This window comes from Johannesbaptistia floridana (assembly GCF_057440575.1).
In genome coordinates, this window is record NZ_JALKVM010000048.1 from 1 (window position 1) to 14050 (window position 14050).

Genomic DNA, 14050 nt, shown 5'->3' on the forward strand with positions numbered 1-14050 from the left:
TGTTAGGGCGAAGCCCGTAACGCACCAAATTATGTCAGTAACCTGTAGGTTGGGCTTTTAGCTTTATTTTATCTTTGACTAGATCAAGCGATCGCTATTTTTTAATAATAAGTATGTAATCTTAGGAAAAAGGAGTCAGATATTCTTTTATTCCAAAGCTGCTAAATAGGGAGCCATATACTTTTGTCCTTTTTCGATATAATAGGGAGAAAACAAAGATTGGTAATCTTGTTTAACCAAATTCATAGCCAACTGCATTCTTTCCCGTCCACAAACAATAAATAAGGCAGTAGAGACAGCATAAAATTTTTTAGCTGCCTCCTCCTGATTATTTTTAAAAGCATCTTGATAGAGGGATCTTGTGGCTTTCATATAAGCTTTTTCCTCCTCATTAAACTCAATCTTTCCTTCACTAGGGAAATATAACTCAACTCTCTTCATAAAACCCATAACTAAGTTCATACACTCACGGGTTTGTTCTACAGATAGAGAGTTTTGATCACCGCGACGGAATCCCCACTGAGTACAACCATTGGTAGTTTCTAAGACTCTCAGCTTAGCAAACTTATCGAGGGTTTCCTCAGAAAATTGTGATAATTCGGTTATTCCTTCTTCAATAAGTTGTTTAAATTCAAAAGGGTCCTCAGCAAAATATTCTTTAAGTTCTGAAATCTGCGCTAATTTTTCCCAGTTAATATAGGTTGATTTTTCCATGTTTGTGAGCCTTTAATGGTTATTGATTTGACCAAGTAATAAAAAGATTAAAATAGCGTCAATAAAATATATATCATAACAAAATAATCATATAGCAATTCCAAAGCAAATGAGGTACATTTTATGTTCCCGTCAGCTCACCTCTTTCACCAGTACTTATGTACTAAATTAACCTCAGAAAAAGTTCATTTCTCTTTAGCCTAAGAAAAGTAGCAAAGGTCATCCGTTCCCCGGATTTAAAATCCGGGGCGATAGATGACCGCCCAGACGCGGTCAACCAATTTTTAAGCGCGATCGCATTAACTCTTTAACTCATTATTCATTACTCAAATAATTACTCATTACTTCAAGATTCATCCACAACCAGTAACATTAGGTATAGATGCTTTGGTGTGAGGTCAGGGGGTTGGCAGAGCGGCGGTTTCCGGCGCTGTTGCCTATTGACGCTTCGCGCCGGGCTATACTTTGCCTTTATTATATATTACAAGCTTCAACTCGACGTAAAAAAGAATAGAGTCCCATTTGTCCTTCTACCGCCCTTCTAATGCCAACACGATACGGTAAGTGTCCTTTAAATCTCATTGTCTCGGAATTAAATCCTTGGTCCCAGGGGATGTAGCCATTACCTTGTTGGTCTGTACCTGTTTTCCAGCCAGTCTCTCTCATGAATCTTCTGTATGCTGTAAGGACGTCCACATTACTATCAAAACCCCCTACTTGTTCATATATCTCTCTTTGCACACCAAAACCATAACGCTCGAAAGAAGAACCGGACCATAATTGATCCATTATCTCTAAATCTGAGCAACTCATTACCTGTATTTCTGATTTGCTTAAAAATCCATCGTTATCTTGATCAGCGGCAGCCAACATCAAATCCCAAGTTTTCTGATCGGCTTGTTGCCAATTTTCTGCCGCTAGTAAATCTCGCAAGGGATTGTAATCTACTCCTGTAACTTCTGAGATTAACCCAGGATTAAAAGCAAAAGTACCCTCTCCATCTTCTGAAAATTCTTCTGCAAAATTACCTGAATCGGTAGAAAAAGCAATAATCCTAGAGGCTATTTTCCCTGGTTGGTTTTGAGGGATAAGCTGTGTTTCTTTTTCTGACTCAATTGGAGTTGTTACCTGAGATAGAGTGGTGTTAGCTGATTCTATCCTCAAGCCAAGAAAAGCGGTAACTATAGTAGTAGTGATTAAAAATTTGTTGAGTATACCTGAGTAAAATATCATGAGATTAGCTCCCTATAAGATTAATGAATTAAAAATAATTATAGGATGTAACCTCTGTTAGTCCAATCATTTTGTCTAAAACTTAATCTAAATAAATATAAGTGATAAAATTTGAGCAAAATTAATATGTTGAGTAAAAATGAAAAACTATTTCTCAGTCGCAATTGCCTGTATATTATCTCAAACAATAGCTATAGGTATTCAGGCGGCAGAAGTAAAAATTACACCCCTAGGTAGTCATGATGGTGAATTTTGTAGATTAGATCGCGCTTTTGTCTTGGAAGATCCTAATGGAACAAGAATTATTTATGATGTAGGAAGAACCGTAGCAGGAACAGAAGACGATCGCCTAGGAAATATTGATATAGTACTATTAAGTCATGTTCATGGAGATCATTTAGGCGATCGCCACATACCGGAAGTAAATTCCGGTGAATGTTTTGATAGTTCGGGAAGATGTGTAGGTGGATGCCAAAATTTAGCTAATTAATTAGATAGTGCGGAATTCCTCTGGCGTTGGCGAAGATAGTCAAAAAACTCTCTTCCCTCCCGGAGACGACGTACTAAAATTTGAGGATCCCCAAGCATCTCAGCGACAATAGGAATAATGGCACGAGGACGAAAATAAAAGCGCCGATACATCTTCTCTACGGCAGCTTCAATTTGAGCACTAGAAAAATTAGGATATTCCAAAGGAGACATTTGAATACCAGAACTAGCCACTAAATCGCGATCGCTAAACCAATTAGCCTCTTTTGCCTGTTGATAAAGTTGTGTTCCAGGATAGGGAGCTGCAATGGAAACTTGAATAGTATGGGGATTAACTTCACAGGCAAAGCGAATTGTTTCTTCTACAGTTTCTGGTGTCTCATTAGGTAAACCGATAATAAAAGTACCATGTACAGTAATTCCCAACTTATGACAGTTTTGCATAAACTTTCTAGCTACTTCTAACTTTACACCCTTGTTAATCCCATCGAGAATTCCTTGATTTCCTGATTCAAATCCCACCAAGAGTAAACGCAACCCATTATTACGTAAAGCCGCAAGAGTATCATAGTCTAAATTAGCACGGGCATTACAACTCCAAGTTAACTTGAGTTTCTTCAAATATTCACTAATAGCGATCGCTCTTGCTTTATCAATAGTAAAGGTATCATCATCAAACATATATTCCTTTACTGTAGAGCCAAAAATCCCCTTAGCCTCAGCCATCTCTTTACCCACTACCTCGGGGCTTTTAGCGCGATATTGGTGTCCTCCGATAGTTTGAGGCCATAAACAAAAACTACATTTAGCCGGACAACCTCTACCAGTATAAAAAGAAATATAGGGATGCAGCAAATAACCAATAAAATACTTACTGATATCTAAGTCTCTAGCATAAATTGGCAAGACACTAGGCATACTATCCCAATCATGAATTAATTCTCTGTCTTGGTTGTGGTGAATCTGAGCAAATTTATCTCGATAACTTAAGCCTTTAATCTGTGAATAGAGTTTCCCCTCAGCTAAATCTCTACAGGTATAATCAAATTCCTGACGACAGACAAAATCTATTATAGGATTTTCTCTCAAAGTTTCTTCTGGCAAAACCGCCACGTGAGCGCCAATCAAACCTATTTCTGTATCAGGGTTTTGAGCTTTTATTGCCTTGGCACATTGCACATCATTAGCTAGAGATGGGGTACTAGTGTGCATAATCACTAATTCATAATCTTTAGCTATCTTGAGTATATCTTCTACCGAAAGATTATGAGGTGGAGCATCGACTAATTTACTTCCAGGCACTAACGCCGCAGGTTGTGCTAACCAAGTAGGATACCAAAAAGATGTAATTTCTCGTTTTGCTTGATATCGCGCCCCGGCGCCACCATCGAAACCATCAAATGAGGGGGGACTAAGAAATAGGGTCTTTTTCATAATTGAATTTATAGTAATTGTGCTTATTGATCATTTGTTAAGATAGCACGAATAACTTATTTTACTGGTTTACTCACATCTTGCATCAGTACTATTGTACTAATTTAGCTAACTTTATATTTTTAACAAAAATAAATAATTTATAGGTGATATTTAAATAAGGAATTATTATAATAGTGAATAATAGATTTAATAAAAAAATATTAATTTATGTAAACTATGAAGATTAATGGATATTTATCAGAATATTCTCTGCCAGAAATTTTTCAGTTAATTTCACAAGGAAAAAAAACAGGTAGATTAACTTTATGTTGTAAAGATGATTTACAGCATCCTTACCACTATATTTGGTTCCAAGATGGTTTGATTGTAGCGGCAGCTAATCACTTAAACCAAGATGGTTTAGCTTCAATAATTGATGAAAGAAAATGGTTAAAAAAAGAAATTATTCAAAAAATCGCCAAAATTTGTGCGAACAACCTTCCTCTAGGTTTATACCTGAAAGCACAAAATTTATTAAACTCAGAGCAACTAAAAATACTATTTTATATACAAGTAATGCGTCAAGTTTGTGAATTATTTAAACTTAAAAAAGGTAAATTTGAATTTGAGAGCAATGTCAATTTACCCAAAGCAGAAATGACTGGATTAAGTAATAAAGCCGTTGAAGTGACCTTAGAAGGACTAAGAGTTTTAAAAGATTGGAGTGCTTTAAAAGAAAAACTACCAGCACCTACTTCAGGATTAATTAGTATCCCCCAAGGCACTCCGAAACTATCTATCAATAAATTAGAATCTAGAGTTTGGGAATATACTGATGGAAAAACTCCTTTGAGTACTATAGCTAAACAATTGAATTTACCAATTGAAGAAGTTCAGCAAATCGCCTTCCGTCTAGTTATTGTTAATCTTGCCGATGAAATACCCTTAGTAAGTACTTTTGATACTCCTACTAAGATAGAGGAAGCAACTATGGATTTAAATTTACCTGCAAGTAAATCTAATCAAATTAGTCAATCTTTTGTAGAAGACCTAGTTGGGTTTTTGGATAAAATATAATTTCCCTTACTAATCTAGTTCTCCGTATATTCTGTTAATTTTACCAAAGCATCCCCTGTGACACGGCAAATACGCCAATCAGGTAAAACAGTAGCGCCAATTTTTTCGTAAAAAGTAATCGCCTTTTGGTTCCAATCTAAAACACTCCACTCTAAACGCCCACAATCGCGCTGTTGGGCTAGTTTAGCTATATAGTTAAGCATTTTACCCCCAATACCTCGACGACGATATTCTGATAACACAAAAATATCTTCTAAGTAAATTCCCGGACGAGTTAAAAAAGTAGAATAGTTACCGAAAAACAACGCAAAACCAACTACTTGTTGCTCCCATTCAGCAACAATTGCTTCTATACAAGCATTTTCTCCGAATAAATCTTCACGTAACTGGTCGCTACTTCCTGTAACGGAATCACTCAAATTTTCATATTCAGCTAAGGCTATAATCAAGGAAAAAATAGCTTCAGTATCTTGGACTTGAGCAGGACGAATTTTTAAGATTTGAGACATAAAACTATATAAATTAAATAGGGATCACTTATATGTTTGAGAGATCAAAAGAAAATTTTTGGGTTATACTTTATATATCGTAACATTTTTCTGAGGTTAAAAAGAGATGAAGAAATATAAAAAATTATTGAGTAATTATAAGAATTTAAAATAAATCTAAATTTTTTCACGATAATAAACCTAGAACCTAAATAAAAAACAAAGTTTAATAAAAAATATCAGTGGTGAATAGTTTTTATGTCAAGTCAACACCTATGTCCATTTTGCACATCTCTACTACTAAGCCAAGTTAGTAAAGGTAATTTAACCTGGTATTGTCGTCATTGTCATATAGAGATTCCCTATGCAATAGCAGATGAAAGTAAATGGGATGATGTCAAAAATTTAAGCAGTGTGGATAATAAACAAGTAGAAAGTGTAACAAGAACAATTTTTGCAAAAACAGTAACAAGAATAAAAGAAGCTTTAGATGTAGAGAGGGTGATGCTGTGGAAATATAAAGATAATAGTGAAATGGTAGTGATTGAAGAGGAGATCGCTCCCGGGTATACAAGTATGAAAGAATGGAAAGTGGGTTATGTTTTTGATAATCAAGACTTACAAGAATTGCTTCAAGGCAAGATTCAAGTCCAAAACTGTGACTGCGTCAAAGCCGAGGAGGACTTTCTCGGAAGTTTTTTCCAAGTCAAAGCCAGATTGACACTTCCCATACTAATCCCAGAAAATGAAGGAAAAAATAAGTTATGGGGATTATTAGTAGTCGATCAATGTTCTGGTACTAAGTGTAGATCCTGGTTAAATTTAGAAATTCAACTATTGTCTCTAATAACTGACTATCTCAGCAATAGTATTAAACAAGTTAATCATTGTCAACAGGCGGACGAGGACTACACCAAGTTACAAAAGTTAGTAGAACTCAATGAAAATTGCTATATAGACGAACACTCTAAACTAGATGATTGTTTATCCAAACAGTGGCTAAAGATGAAGAGACTGCAACAACCTCTATCGATGATCATGTGTAGTATTGATTCCTGGTCGAAATATAAATATATATTTGGCGATCAAACAGCTAAAAATACTCTGGCAAAAATTACTCAACAGATTGAACCTATTTTTCACAAACAGGAGTATTCAGTTTACAAAAACGAAAAAGACATATTTACGATTATTTTAGCCAATACCGAAAACAGTATTGCAGTTGAGTTAGCAAAGAAATTTCAAAGACAAGTGCAAAATCTACACATAGAAGCCGGGAGGACTCAGATTAATGAGTATCTAACGGTTAATATCGGTGTAACTACTACAGTCCCTACTCCCCTAGCTACTAAACAAGAATTTTTAGCAAAAGGAAGAGAAGCATTAATTCAAGCGGAACAATCCCAGAAGACAAAGGTATTTTTTCAATCCTGTCTAAATCAATCCCCCTTAGACTCACACCAAAGCATCTATACCTAATGTTACTGGTGGTGGTTGAGTAATGAGTTTTGAAGTAATGAGTAATGAGTTAAAGAATTAATGCTCAACGCTTAAAAATTGGTATACCTTTGCAAGATATAAGGCGAAAGAGAAATGAACTTTTTCTGAGGTTAATTTAGTACAGAAGTACTGGTGCAAGATCTGAGTTAGATGCTGAATTATCATTTCAGTCACTACTAGGAGATTAACTCTAGAGTAATTAACTAGATTTTAAATCCGGGGTTTAGTAATTTCATTTTGGTGTATATCTTCAGGAATAGGATCGTAACCGCCAGGATGAAAAGGATGACATCTCATAATGCGTTTAATTCCTAAAAAACCACCCCGCCAAACTCCAAACCGTTGAATCGCTTCTAAACAATATTGGGAACAAGTCGGTTGAAAGCGACAGCTAGGGGGAAACAGTGGCGAAATACAAAAACGATAAAAATAAATAAGTCCAATCACAAGATGTTTCAGCATAGTGTTGATTTTTTCAATCTGATAAATTCTAGGGCGATCGCCTTTCAAAGGAGAGATTAGAGGCGATCACTCTTAATTTCTTTTAATTTTCTATCAAATTTTGAAATTCTTCTAGAGAATTTACACTGATAGTTTCGAGGAGGAAGTTGTTGTAATTTTACTTTGTTTTCGAGACTATTAATTTGTGATACTAATTCAGGAGGTAATGTTTGAAAGCGTTTTTCCAGAATACTAATAATGTTATCACGGAGATTTGTTTTAATTCCTTCTTCGAGACCTTCAATTCTTTTAGCTTCTAATTGTTCTAAATAAATAGATGATAACTTCACCATAAATTCTTCATCCTCTTTTTCTAATATTTCGCCTTTTTGTTGATTAGCTTCTATGATACTTAGTAGGTTATAAATCAATTCTAAAATATCATTTCGGTAAATATGATCCTCCGAAAGAGATTTTAATTCTTTAATCGCCGTTTCTTGTACTGTACTGTATCCGCTTCTAAAAATCTACTCAAATTTACTCAAACAGCAAAATAAGACAGAAAAAAGTCAGCGGTATATCTTTTGCCATGTAAAGTGTTTTTATTCCTTGCTAATTACTCGGTACTCTACACTACAGGTGTAGACTCAATAACTAGCTTGACCTTACACGTCCACTTCCCAAAATTCTTAACCATAAAGTTGACAAGTTTACTGGCAATTGATGTACTACTATGCCTGTGTTCCAAATTGGCGCTGACAGATAAATCCTCTAAAGTCTCAAGTTATAATAGTAACAATACCATTTTTTTAGCAATCTACAGATTTATAACCAAATAACTCTGTAGTTTAACAAGAAAAAAATTGGTACAAAAAAATAGGAGTTAATTATGGCAGATTTAAAAGCTAAAGTAACCTTAAAGAAAAAAGGAGAAGAAGCTTACATCTCAGTTAAACAACTAATGGTTACTCTCAAATGGACCGCAAGTGTAGACTTAGATTTAATGGCTTTTTATAAAACTAAAGACGGTAAAGACGGGGGTGTATTCTCTGATAACTACCCAGGCGGATCACTAGGTAGCCTCAATGAATTTCCCTTTATACAACTAAGTGGCGACCAAGGAGTAGGCGCTACTGGTGGAGATAATGAAGAAGTGCTTAAGGTAACAAAGCTAGACGATTTGGCGGAATTGTATATCTGCACCCTTAACTATACTGATGCTTCTGAAAAAAAAGAGACTTCCTTCAGTGATTATGATGGTGGAATAACAGTAATTGACGACAAAGGAGAATCAGTTGGTGTACCATTAGATTCTACAGATAAAGGACAAGTAGCAATAATTGCTAAGATAGATAATTCTAGTGCAATGGGTGCAAAGTTAATAAACGAAAACAAAATTATTGATTTAGGAACTTTTGTGAAGACTATTCCTGGTGCTAAACTACTAGTTCAGTAAGAGATAGTTTTTTGTGCCAAAATATCTACCCCACGTTTTTAGTTAGAAGAGGAAAACGTGGGAGTAGACTGGAAAAATAGTTGCGGTAAAAACAGTAAAAATTGCCAAAATTTAACAAAAATCAAGTAATCATGGCTGAACTAAAAGCAAAAATCATTCTCAAAACTAAAGGCGAAGAAGCGTTTATTCCCATTAAACAACTAATGGTGAAGCTAAATTGGAAAGCTAGTGTAGACTTAGACTTGATGGCCTTTTATCAAACCAAAGATGGTCAAGTTGGGGCAGTATTTTCTGATAACTATGCGGGAGGTAGCATGGGAAGTCTGAATAGTTTTCCCTACATTCAACTGAGTGAAGATGCAGGAGTAGGAGATAGGGGAGGAGATAATCAAGAAATACTGCGCATAACTAAATTAGATGATTTAGCACAACTATATATCTGTACAATTAACTTTACCAGCGCCAAAGCTAATCAAAATGTGGCCTTTGCCGATTACGATGCTAATATGATACTAATAGATGACAAAGGAGAAAGTATCGGTGTTCCCCTAGATTCACCAGAAAAAGGATCAGTTGCAGTAATAGCACGTATAGACAATGGGAACTTTATGGGACCAAAATTAATTAGTGAAAATAAAATTCTCGATTTAGCTAAATTTCAAAGCACAATTCCTGGGGCAAAATTGTTACAGATAAGTTCTAAAATAATCCTGAAGAAAAAAGGCGATCGCAGTAAAATTCCTATTAACAACTTACACACCATGTTAAGTTGGAAAGCAGCGGTAGACTTAGATTTACACGCCTTTTTTAAAACTAAAACTACTGCACCAGCAGGAGGGAGTTTCTGGAGTAAACTAGTAGGAGGTGGCAGTGGTAAACCAGGAGAAGAAGGACATGTATATTTTGCCTATCGTGGCAACCAAGATAAATTTCCCTGGATTTATTTAGATCAAGATGCGGGAGTAGGAGATAAGGGGGGAGATAATCAAGAAAATCTCTACTTTACCAGTGTAGAACATTTAGACCATTTGCTGATAGTAGCTAATATCTACAATAAACCTAATGCTAATTTTGCCAGTTACGACGGCAAAGTAATTGTTACCGCAGATGGAAACTCCTTTGAAGTGCCTCTAACAGCAACAGAAGGAGGTAATTACTGCATAATCGCCCACATAGATAACTCCGGCGATAAACCAATGCTAATTAATGTAAACAAAGTACAGGCAGAAAAACCAAGTATTGCTACATTTATAAAAAATGAGTAATAAAAAATGAGTAAAAGGACAAAAAAATGGCAGAATTAAAACCGAAAATAGTTCTTAAAAACAAAGGAGAAGAAGCCTTTATTTCTATTAAACAGTTGATGGTAAAACTAACCTGGACTGCCGATGTAGATTTAGACTTAATGGCATTTTACCACGCTAAAGACGGTCGCCGAGGCGGAGTTGTATCAGATAATTATCCGGGAGGAAGTTTAGGAGAATTAAATCAATTTCCGTACATTCAACTAAGCGGCGATCAAGGATTAGGTGCTACAGGAGGAGAAAACGAAGAAATAATCAGAATCACAAGGTTAGATGACTTGGGTATAGTATATATATGTACAATAAACTATACAGACGCTATAGAGAAGCAAGACTCCTCTTTTAGTGAATATGACGGCGCTGTAACAGTAATAGACGAAAAAGGAGAAACTATTGCTATTCCTCTTAATTCAGAGAAAAAAGGACATGTAGCAGTAATTGCTAAAATAGATAATACTAGTGCTATAGGAGCTAAACTAATTAATGAAAATCGTGTGATTACCCTAGACGAATTTGCTACCACTATACCAGGGGCTGAAGTGATTATAAATTAAAATCAATTAAAATGGATACTATACAGTAATAATAAAAGAAATTAAAATGAGTTTTTTAACTTGGCTAGATGATCAAAGAAAAAATCTGCAAGACGAAGTAGTTAAATTCAAAAACAAAGAATTTATGGAAGCAGTGGTAGCAAGTTGTGCCTTAGTAGCCGCGGCAGATGGATATATCGATCCTTCAGAAAAGCGCAAGATGCAAGGCTTTATTTCTAGAAGTCCAGAATTAAAAGTATTTGATGAAGAAGTGGTGATGAAAAAATTTAACACCATTACAGATAACTTTGAGTTTTCTCCAGCTATAGCCAAAAGACAAGCCTTGAATACTATAACTGAAATCAAGAAAAATGCCCAAGGCGCCAAACTCTTAGTTACCGTTTGTTGTGCCATTGGTGCGGCAGATGGTGACTTTGATGATACCGAAAAAGAAGTAGTCAGAGAAATTTGTCGAGAGTTAAACTTAAACCCCGCAGAGTTTCAACTATAAACTACTAACTCAACTAAAACTAACTAAAATAAACAGGAAAATAAGCATGGCAGAATTAAAACCAAAAGTTACTCTAAAAACCAAAGGAGAAGAAGCATACGTCTCCCTAAAGCAACTAATGGTATCTCTAAAATGGACAGCGGCAGTTGATTTAGACCTCATGGCTTTTTATAAAACCAAAGATGGACGTGTGGGGGGAGTTTATTCTGACAACTATGCTGGAGGCAACATGGGGAGCTTAAATACTTTTCCCTACATTCAACTGAGTGAAGATGCAGGAATAGGTGCCACAGGAGGAGAAAATGAAGAAGTTTTGCGCATCACTCAACTTGAGGAGATGGCAGAAGTATATATATGTACCCTAAACTTTACCGACGCCTCTCAAAATATCAGAAAGTTATTTAATGAATATGATGCCTCTGTGATAGTAGTTGATGACAAAGGTGAATCAGTAGGAGTACCTCTAGATTCTGACATCCAGGGTACAGTAGCTGTAATTGCCAAAATAGAAAATACAGGCATGATGGGAGCTAAAATGGTTAACGAAAACCAAATCATGGATTTAAGTAGTTTTCAAACCATGATTCCGGGAGCAAATCAGCTTAAACTCTCTTCAAAAATAGTCTTAAAAAGCAAAGGCGACTCAGTAAAACTAAAAGAAAAAATTACTGGTGGCTTAGGCGAGATTTTAGTAAATTTAAACTGGAATCAACGCCCAGAATCTAGTAAACCCCAAGGCGGGTTACTAGGGAGAATGTTAGGAGGTGCAATTAACAGAGGCGGTATTGACTTAGATTTAGGTTGTCTTTATGAACTAACTAACGGAGAAAAAGGCGCTATCCAAGCTTTAGGAAATTGCTTTGGATCCTTTGAAAATACTCCCTATATACTCCTGTGTGGGGATGATCGCACCGGGAGTTGGTCTGGAGGGGAAAATATGCGCATCAACGGCGATATGGTGAGTAACATTAAGCGTATCTTGATTTATGCCTTTATTTACGAAGGTGCAGCTAATTGGGGTGAAGCCGATGGTGTAGTTACCATTAAACGTCAAGGCGCCCCGGAAATAGTTGTTAAACTTGATGATACTCATAGTAATAACAATATGTGTTCTATTGCCCTTTTAGAAAATGCAGGGAACACTTTTAACATCACCAAAGTTGTAGAATATTTCCAAGGTCATCGCGTCATGGATAAGCAGTTTAACTGGGGTTTACGCTGGGTTGCTGGAACCAAAGATTAATTTAAACATTAATTAATTTTCTCAAGTTCTTATTACCATAAAAGTTGATAACAACTCTCACAGAGCAATAGGCAATAGCCAGTAGGTTGACTCAGACCCCTCGCATCTTTACCCCAAAGTTACTGGTGGGGGATGAGTAATGAGTAAAAGAATTGATCCTAACCCCTTAAAAATTGATTCTCGCCTGTTGGTCAATTTCTGTACTTTTGTACTTGAGTGCAAGATATGAGTTGGCTTAAAGGTCGTGCAACCCAACACAAAACACAGTCAAAGACAACGAGGTAGATTGTTGGGTTTCGTTTACAAGGGCCCAACCTACAAGATCTAAACCGAAATTTGATTCAAATCTCTAACTATTGCTGTATAAGGGGAAAGAAAATTGGCTAGGTGAGAATTAAGACTTACCATTGCAATCAATAGGATTGTGACGCTGCTCAATAGGTACATAAGAAATATCATGTAAACCTTGGTAAACTTGAGTGGGGCGGAAAATACGATTGACCGCTAATTGTTCTTTCCAATGAGCTAACCAACCGGCTACCCGGGCGATCGCGAAAACTGGGGTAAATAAATCTGTAGGAATCTTCAACTTGCGATATACCAACCCAGAATAAAAATCAACATTAGCATAAATTCCCTTAGCCCCCAAGTTTTCCTCTACGATCTTCTCTAACTCTATAGCCATATCATAATATTGATCATGTCCAGTTTGATCAAAGAGTTTTTCCGCTAGATTTTGCAGTATAGTAGCTCTTGGGTCTTTAACCTTGTAAACTCTGTGTCCAAACCCCATAATTTTTTCTTTCTTAGCGATTTTTTCTTCCACGTAAGGACGAACATTCTCTATAGAGCCGATTTCTTCTAACATAGTTAAAACCTCCTCATTGGCGCCACCATGTAGAGGTCCGGCCAAAGTACCCACCGCCGAAGCCACCACCGCATAAGGGTCTGTTAAAGTAGAAGCTGTTACCATCGCACTAAAAGTAGAAGCATTAATTGTGTGTTCTGCGTGGAGAGTTAAACACACATCAAAAATATGGGCCGCGAGAGGATCTGGTTCTCTTTCTGTGAGCATATAAAGAAAGTTGGTAGAATAATCTAAATCATCTCTTGGTAAAACGGGATCATTTCCCTTACGAATCAACTGAAAAGCCGCTACCATAGTAGGGATTTTAGCCAATAACCTAACTACTGCTTTTCTAATATAAGCAGGATCATCCAAAGCACGACGAGAATAAAATAAACCTAAAGCGGCGGCAGAAGTTTGTAAAGCATCCATAGGATGACCAGCATCGGGAAAATACTTCATCATATCCCGAATTACATATTTAAGGCGGCGATGATAACGAATGTCAGTTTCAAAATCTTCTAATTCAGCTTGAGTGGGTAATTGGCCCCAAATCAGCAAATAGGCTGTTTCGATAAAACTGCTTTGATTAGCTAAATCTTCAATAGAGATACCTCTATATTCTAATATGCCTTTTTTCCCATCTACATAACTAACACTAGATTTAGTAGCAGGAATACCCTCTAATCCGGGACTATATTCGCAAAATGTCATATCTTTTGACCCAATATATATTTTTTGAAGCTAACTTACTTTTGAACAAGACGGAACAGTATAAGGTAATGGACAATACCGAAA

Annotated in this window: 15 protein-coding genes; 8 read left to right on the forward strand and 7 right to left on the reverse strand. The window is 36.1% G+C overall.

The annotated features are described in order from the left end of the window. Positions 1-147: 147 nt before the first annotated feature. On the reverse strand, positions 148-714 hold the full coding sequence (locus tag MW688_RS03530; protein WP_486734537.1) for a hypothetical protein: 567 nt from the start codon (positions 712-714) through the stop codon (positions 148-150). Between the two features lie 474 nt (positions 715-1188). Further along, complete coding sequence (locus MW688_RS03535) at positions 1189-1947, reverse strand: GUN4 domain-containing protein (RefSeq protein WP_486734538.1); 759 nt, start codon at positions 1945-1947, stop codon at positions 1189-1191. Between the two features lie 139 nt (positions 1948-2086). Here MW688_RS03535 and MW688_RS03540 point away from each other — a divergent pair, with 139 nt between their 5' ends. Further along, positions 2087-2437: a hypothetical protein gene (locus MW688_RS03540; RefSeq protein WP_486734539.1), complete on the forward strand. Its 351-nt coding sequence runs from the start codon at positions 2087-2089 to the stop codon at positions 2435-2437. Here the strand turns inward: MW688_RS03540 and hpnJ are convergent. Beyond that, positions 2434-3870, reverse strand: coding sequence for a hopanoid biosynthesis associated radical SAM protein HpnJ (gene hpnJ, locus MW688_RS03545; RefSeq protein ID WP_486734540.1), 1437 nt, complete (start codon positions 3868-3870; stop codon positions 2434-2436). The two genes, MW688_RS03540 and hpnJ, sit on opposite strands and share 4 nt — an antisense overlap. Before the next feature lie 219 nt (positions 3871-4089). On the opposite strand from hpnJ, the gene MW688_RS03550 reads away from it, so the two are divergent. After that, positions 4090-4929: a DUF4388 domain-containing protein gene (locus MW688_RS03550; protein WP_486734541.1), complete on the forward strand. Its 840-nt coding sequence runs from the start codon at positions 4090-4092 to the stop codon at positions 4927-4929. A 14-nt stretch (positions 4930-4943) separates the two neighbouring features. On the opposite strand, the gene MW688_RS03555 is transcribed toward MW688_RS03550, so the two are convergent. Further along, positions 4944-5438, reverse strand: coding sequence for a GNAT family N-acetyltransferase (locus tag MW688_RS03555; RefSeq protein ID WP_486734542.1), 495 nt, complete (start codon positions 5436-5438; stop codon positions 4944-4946). Between the two features lie 237 nt (positions 5439-5675). Between MW688_RS03555 and MW688_RS03560 the strand changes: the two genes are divergently transcribed. Next, positions 5676-6896: a GAF domain-containing protein gene (locus MW688_RS03560; protein WP_486734543.1), complete on the forward strand. Its 1221-nt coding sequence runs from the start codon at positions 5676-5678 to the stop codon at positions 6894-6896. A gap of 231 nt (positions 6897-7127) precedes the next feature. Here MW688_RS03560 and yidD read toward each other — a convergent pair whose 3' ends face one another. Continuing rightward, the gene (gene yidD / locus MW688_RS03565; RefSeq protein WP_486734544.1) at positions 7128-7379 is read right to left on the reverse strand and encodes a membrane protein insertion efficiency factor YidD; all 252 of its coding nucleotides are present in this window, start codon (positions 7377-7379) and stop codon (positions 7128-7130) included. A 56-nt stretch (positions 7380-7435) separates the two neighbouring features. After that, positions 7436-7789 (reverse strand): hypothetical protein, encoded by a 354-nt coding sequence (locus MW688_RS03570; protein WP_486734545.1) that lies wholly within the window; start codon positions 7787-7789, stop codon positions 7436-7438. A 458-nt stretch (positions 7790-8247) separates the two neighbouring features. Here MW688_RS03570 and MW688_RS03575 point away from each other — a divergent pair, with 458 nt between their 5' ends. The 5 genes from MW688_RS03575 to MW688_RS03595 all read left to right on the forward strand — a co-directional run bounded on the left by MW688_RS03575 (position 8248) and on the right by MW688_RS03595 (position 12405). Further along, the gene (locus MW688_RS03575) at positions 8248-8814 is read left to right on the forward strand and encodes a stress response protein (protein WP_486734546.1); all 567 of its coding nucleotides are present in this window, start codon (positions 8248-8250) and stop codon (positions 8812-8814) included. 101 nt (positions 8815-8915) lie between these two features. Further along, entirely contained in the window at positions 8916-10079 is a 1164-nt protein-coding gene (locus MW688_RS03580) for a stress response protein (protein WP_486734547.1), read from the forward strand. A 26-nt stretch (positions 10080-10105) separates the two neighbouring features. Beyond that, a complete protein-coding gene (locus MW688_RS03585; RefSeq protein ID WP_486734548.1) occupies positions 10106-10672 on the forward strand; it encodes a stress response protein in 567 nt (188 codons plus the stop codon). Positions 10673-10718: 46 nt separating this feature from the next. Further along, positions 10719-11162, forward strand: a complete 444-nt coding sequence (locus MW688_RS03590; RefSeq protein ID WP_486734549.1) for a tellurite resistance TerB family protein — start codon at positions 10719-10721, stop codon at positions 11160-11162. Between the two features lie 46 nt (positions 11163-11208). Continuing rightward, on the forward strand, positions 11209-12405 hold the full coding sequence (locus MW688_RS03595; protein ID WP_486734551.1) for a stress response protein: 1197 nt from the start codon (positions 11209-11211) through the stop codon (positions 12403-12405). A 394-nt stretch (positions 12406-12799) separates the two neighbouring features. Here MW688_RS03595 and MW688_RS03600 read toward each other — a convergent pair whose 3' ends face one another. Further along, positions 12800-13966 carry a citrate synthase gene (locus MW688_RS03600; RefSeq protein ID WP_486734552.1) on the reverse strand — a complete coding sequence of 389 codons (1167 nt, stop codon included), beginning with the start codon at positions 13964-13966 and terminating at the stop codon, positions 12800-12802. Positions 13967-14050: the final 84 nt, after the last annotated feature.

What these genes read in the sequence shown, in the direction of transcription:
- MW688_RS03530 (WP_486734537.1), bottom strand. Translation starts at nt 714, where the DNA reads ATGGAAAAATCAACCTATATTAACTGGGAAAAATTAGCGCAGATTTCA.
- MW688_RS03535 (WP_486734538.1), bottom strand. Translation starts at nt 1,947, where the DNA reads ATGATATTTTACTCAGGTATACTCAACAAATTTTTAATCACTACTACT.
- MW688_RS03540 (WP_486734539.1), top strand. Translation starts at nt 2,087, where the DNA reads ATGAAAAACTATTTCTCAGTCGCAATTGCCTGTATATTATCTCAAACA.
- hpnJ (WP_486734540.1), bottom strand. Translation starts at nt 3,870, where the DNA reads ATGAAAAAGACCCTATTTCTTAGTCCCCCCTCATTTGATGGTTTCGAT.
- MW688_RS03550 (WP_486734541.1), top strand. Translation starts at nt 4,090, where the DNA reads ATGAAGATTAATGGATATTTATCAGAATATTCTCTGCCAGAAATTTTT.
- MW688_RS03555 (WP_486734542.1), bottom strand. Translation starts at nt 5,438, where the DNA reads ATGTCTCAAATCTTAAAAATTCGTCCTGCTCAAGTCCAAGATACTGAA.
- MW688_RS03560 (WP_486734543.1), top strand. Translation starts at nt 5,676, where the DNA reads ATGTCAAGTCAACACCTATGTCCATTTTGCACATCTCTACTACTAAGC.
- yidD (WP_486734544.1), bottom strand. Translation starts at nt 7,379, where the DNA reads ATGCTGAAACATCTTGTGATTGGACTTATTTATTTTTATCGTTTTTGT.
- MW688_RS03575 (WP_486734546.1), top strand. Translation starts at nt 8,248, where the DNA reads ATGGCAGATTTAAAAGCTAAAGTAACCTTAAAGAAAAAAGGAGAAGAA.
- MW688_RS03585 (WP_486734548.1), top strand. Translation starts at nt 10,106, where the DNA reads ATGGCAGAATTAAAACCGAAAATAGTTCTTAAAAACAAAGGAGAAGAA.
- MW688_RS03590 (WP_486734549.1), top strand. Translation starts at nt 10,719, where the DNA reads ATGAGTTTTTTAACTTGGCTAGATGATCAAAGAAAAAATCTGCAAGAC.
- MW688_RS03595 (WP_486734551.1), top strand. Translation starts at nt 11,209, where the DNA reads ATGGCAGAATTAAAACCAAAAGTTACTCTAAAAACCAAAGGAGAAGAA.
- MW688_RS03600 (WP_486734552.1), bottom strand. Translation starts at nt 13,966, where the DNA reads ATGACATTTTGCGAATATAGTCCCGGATTAGAGGGTATTCCTGCTACT.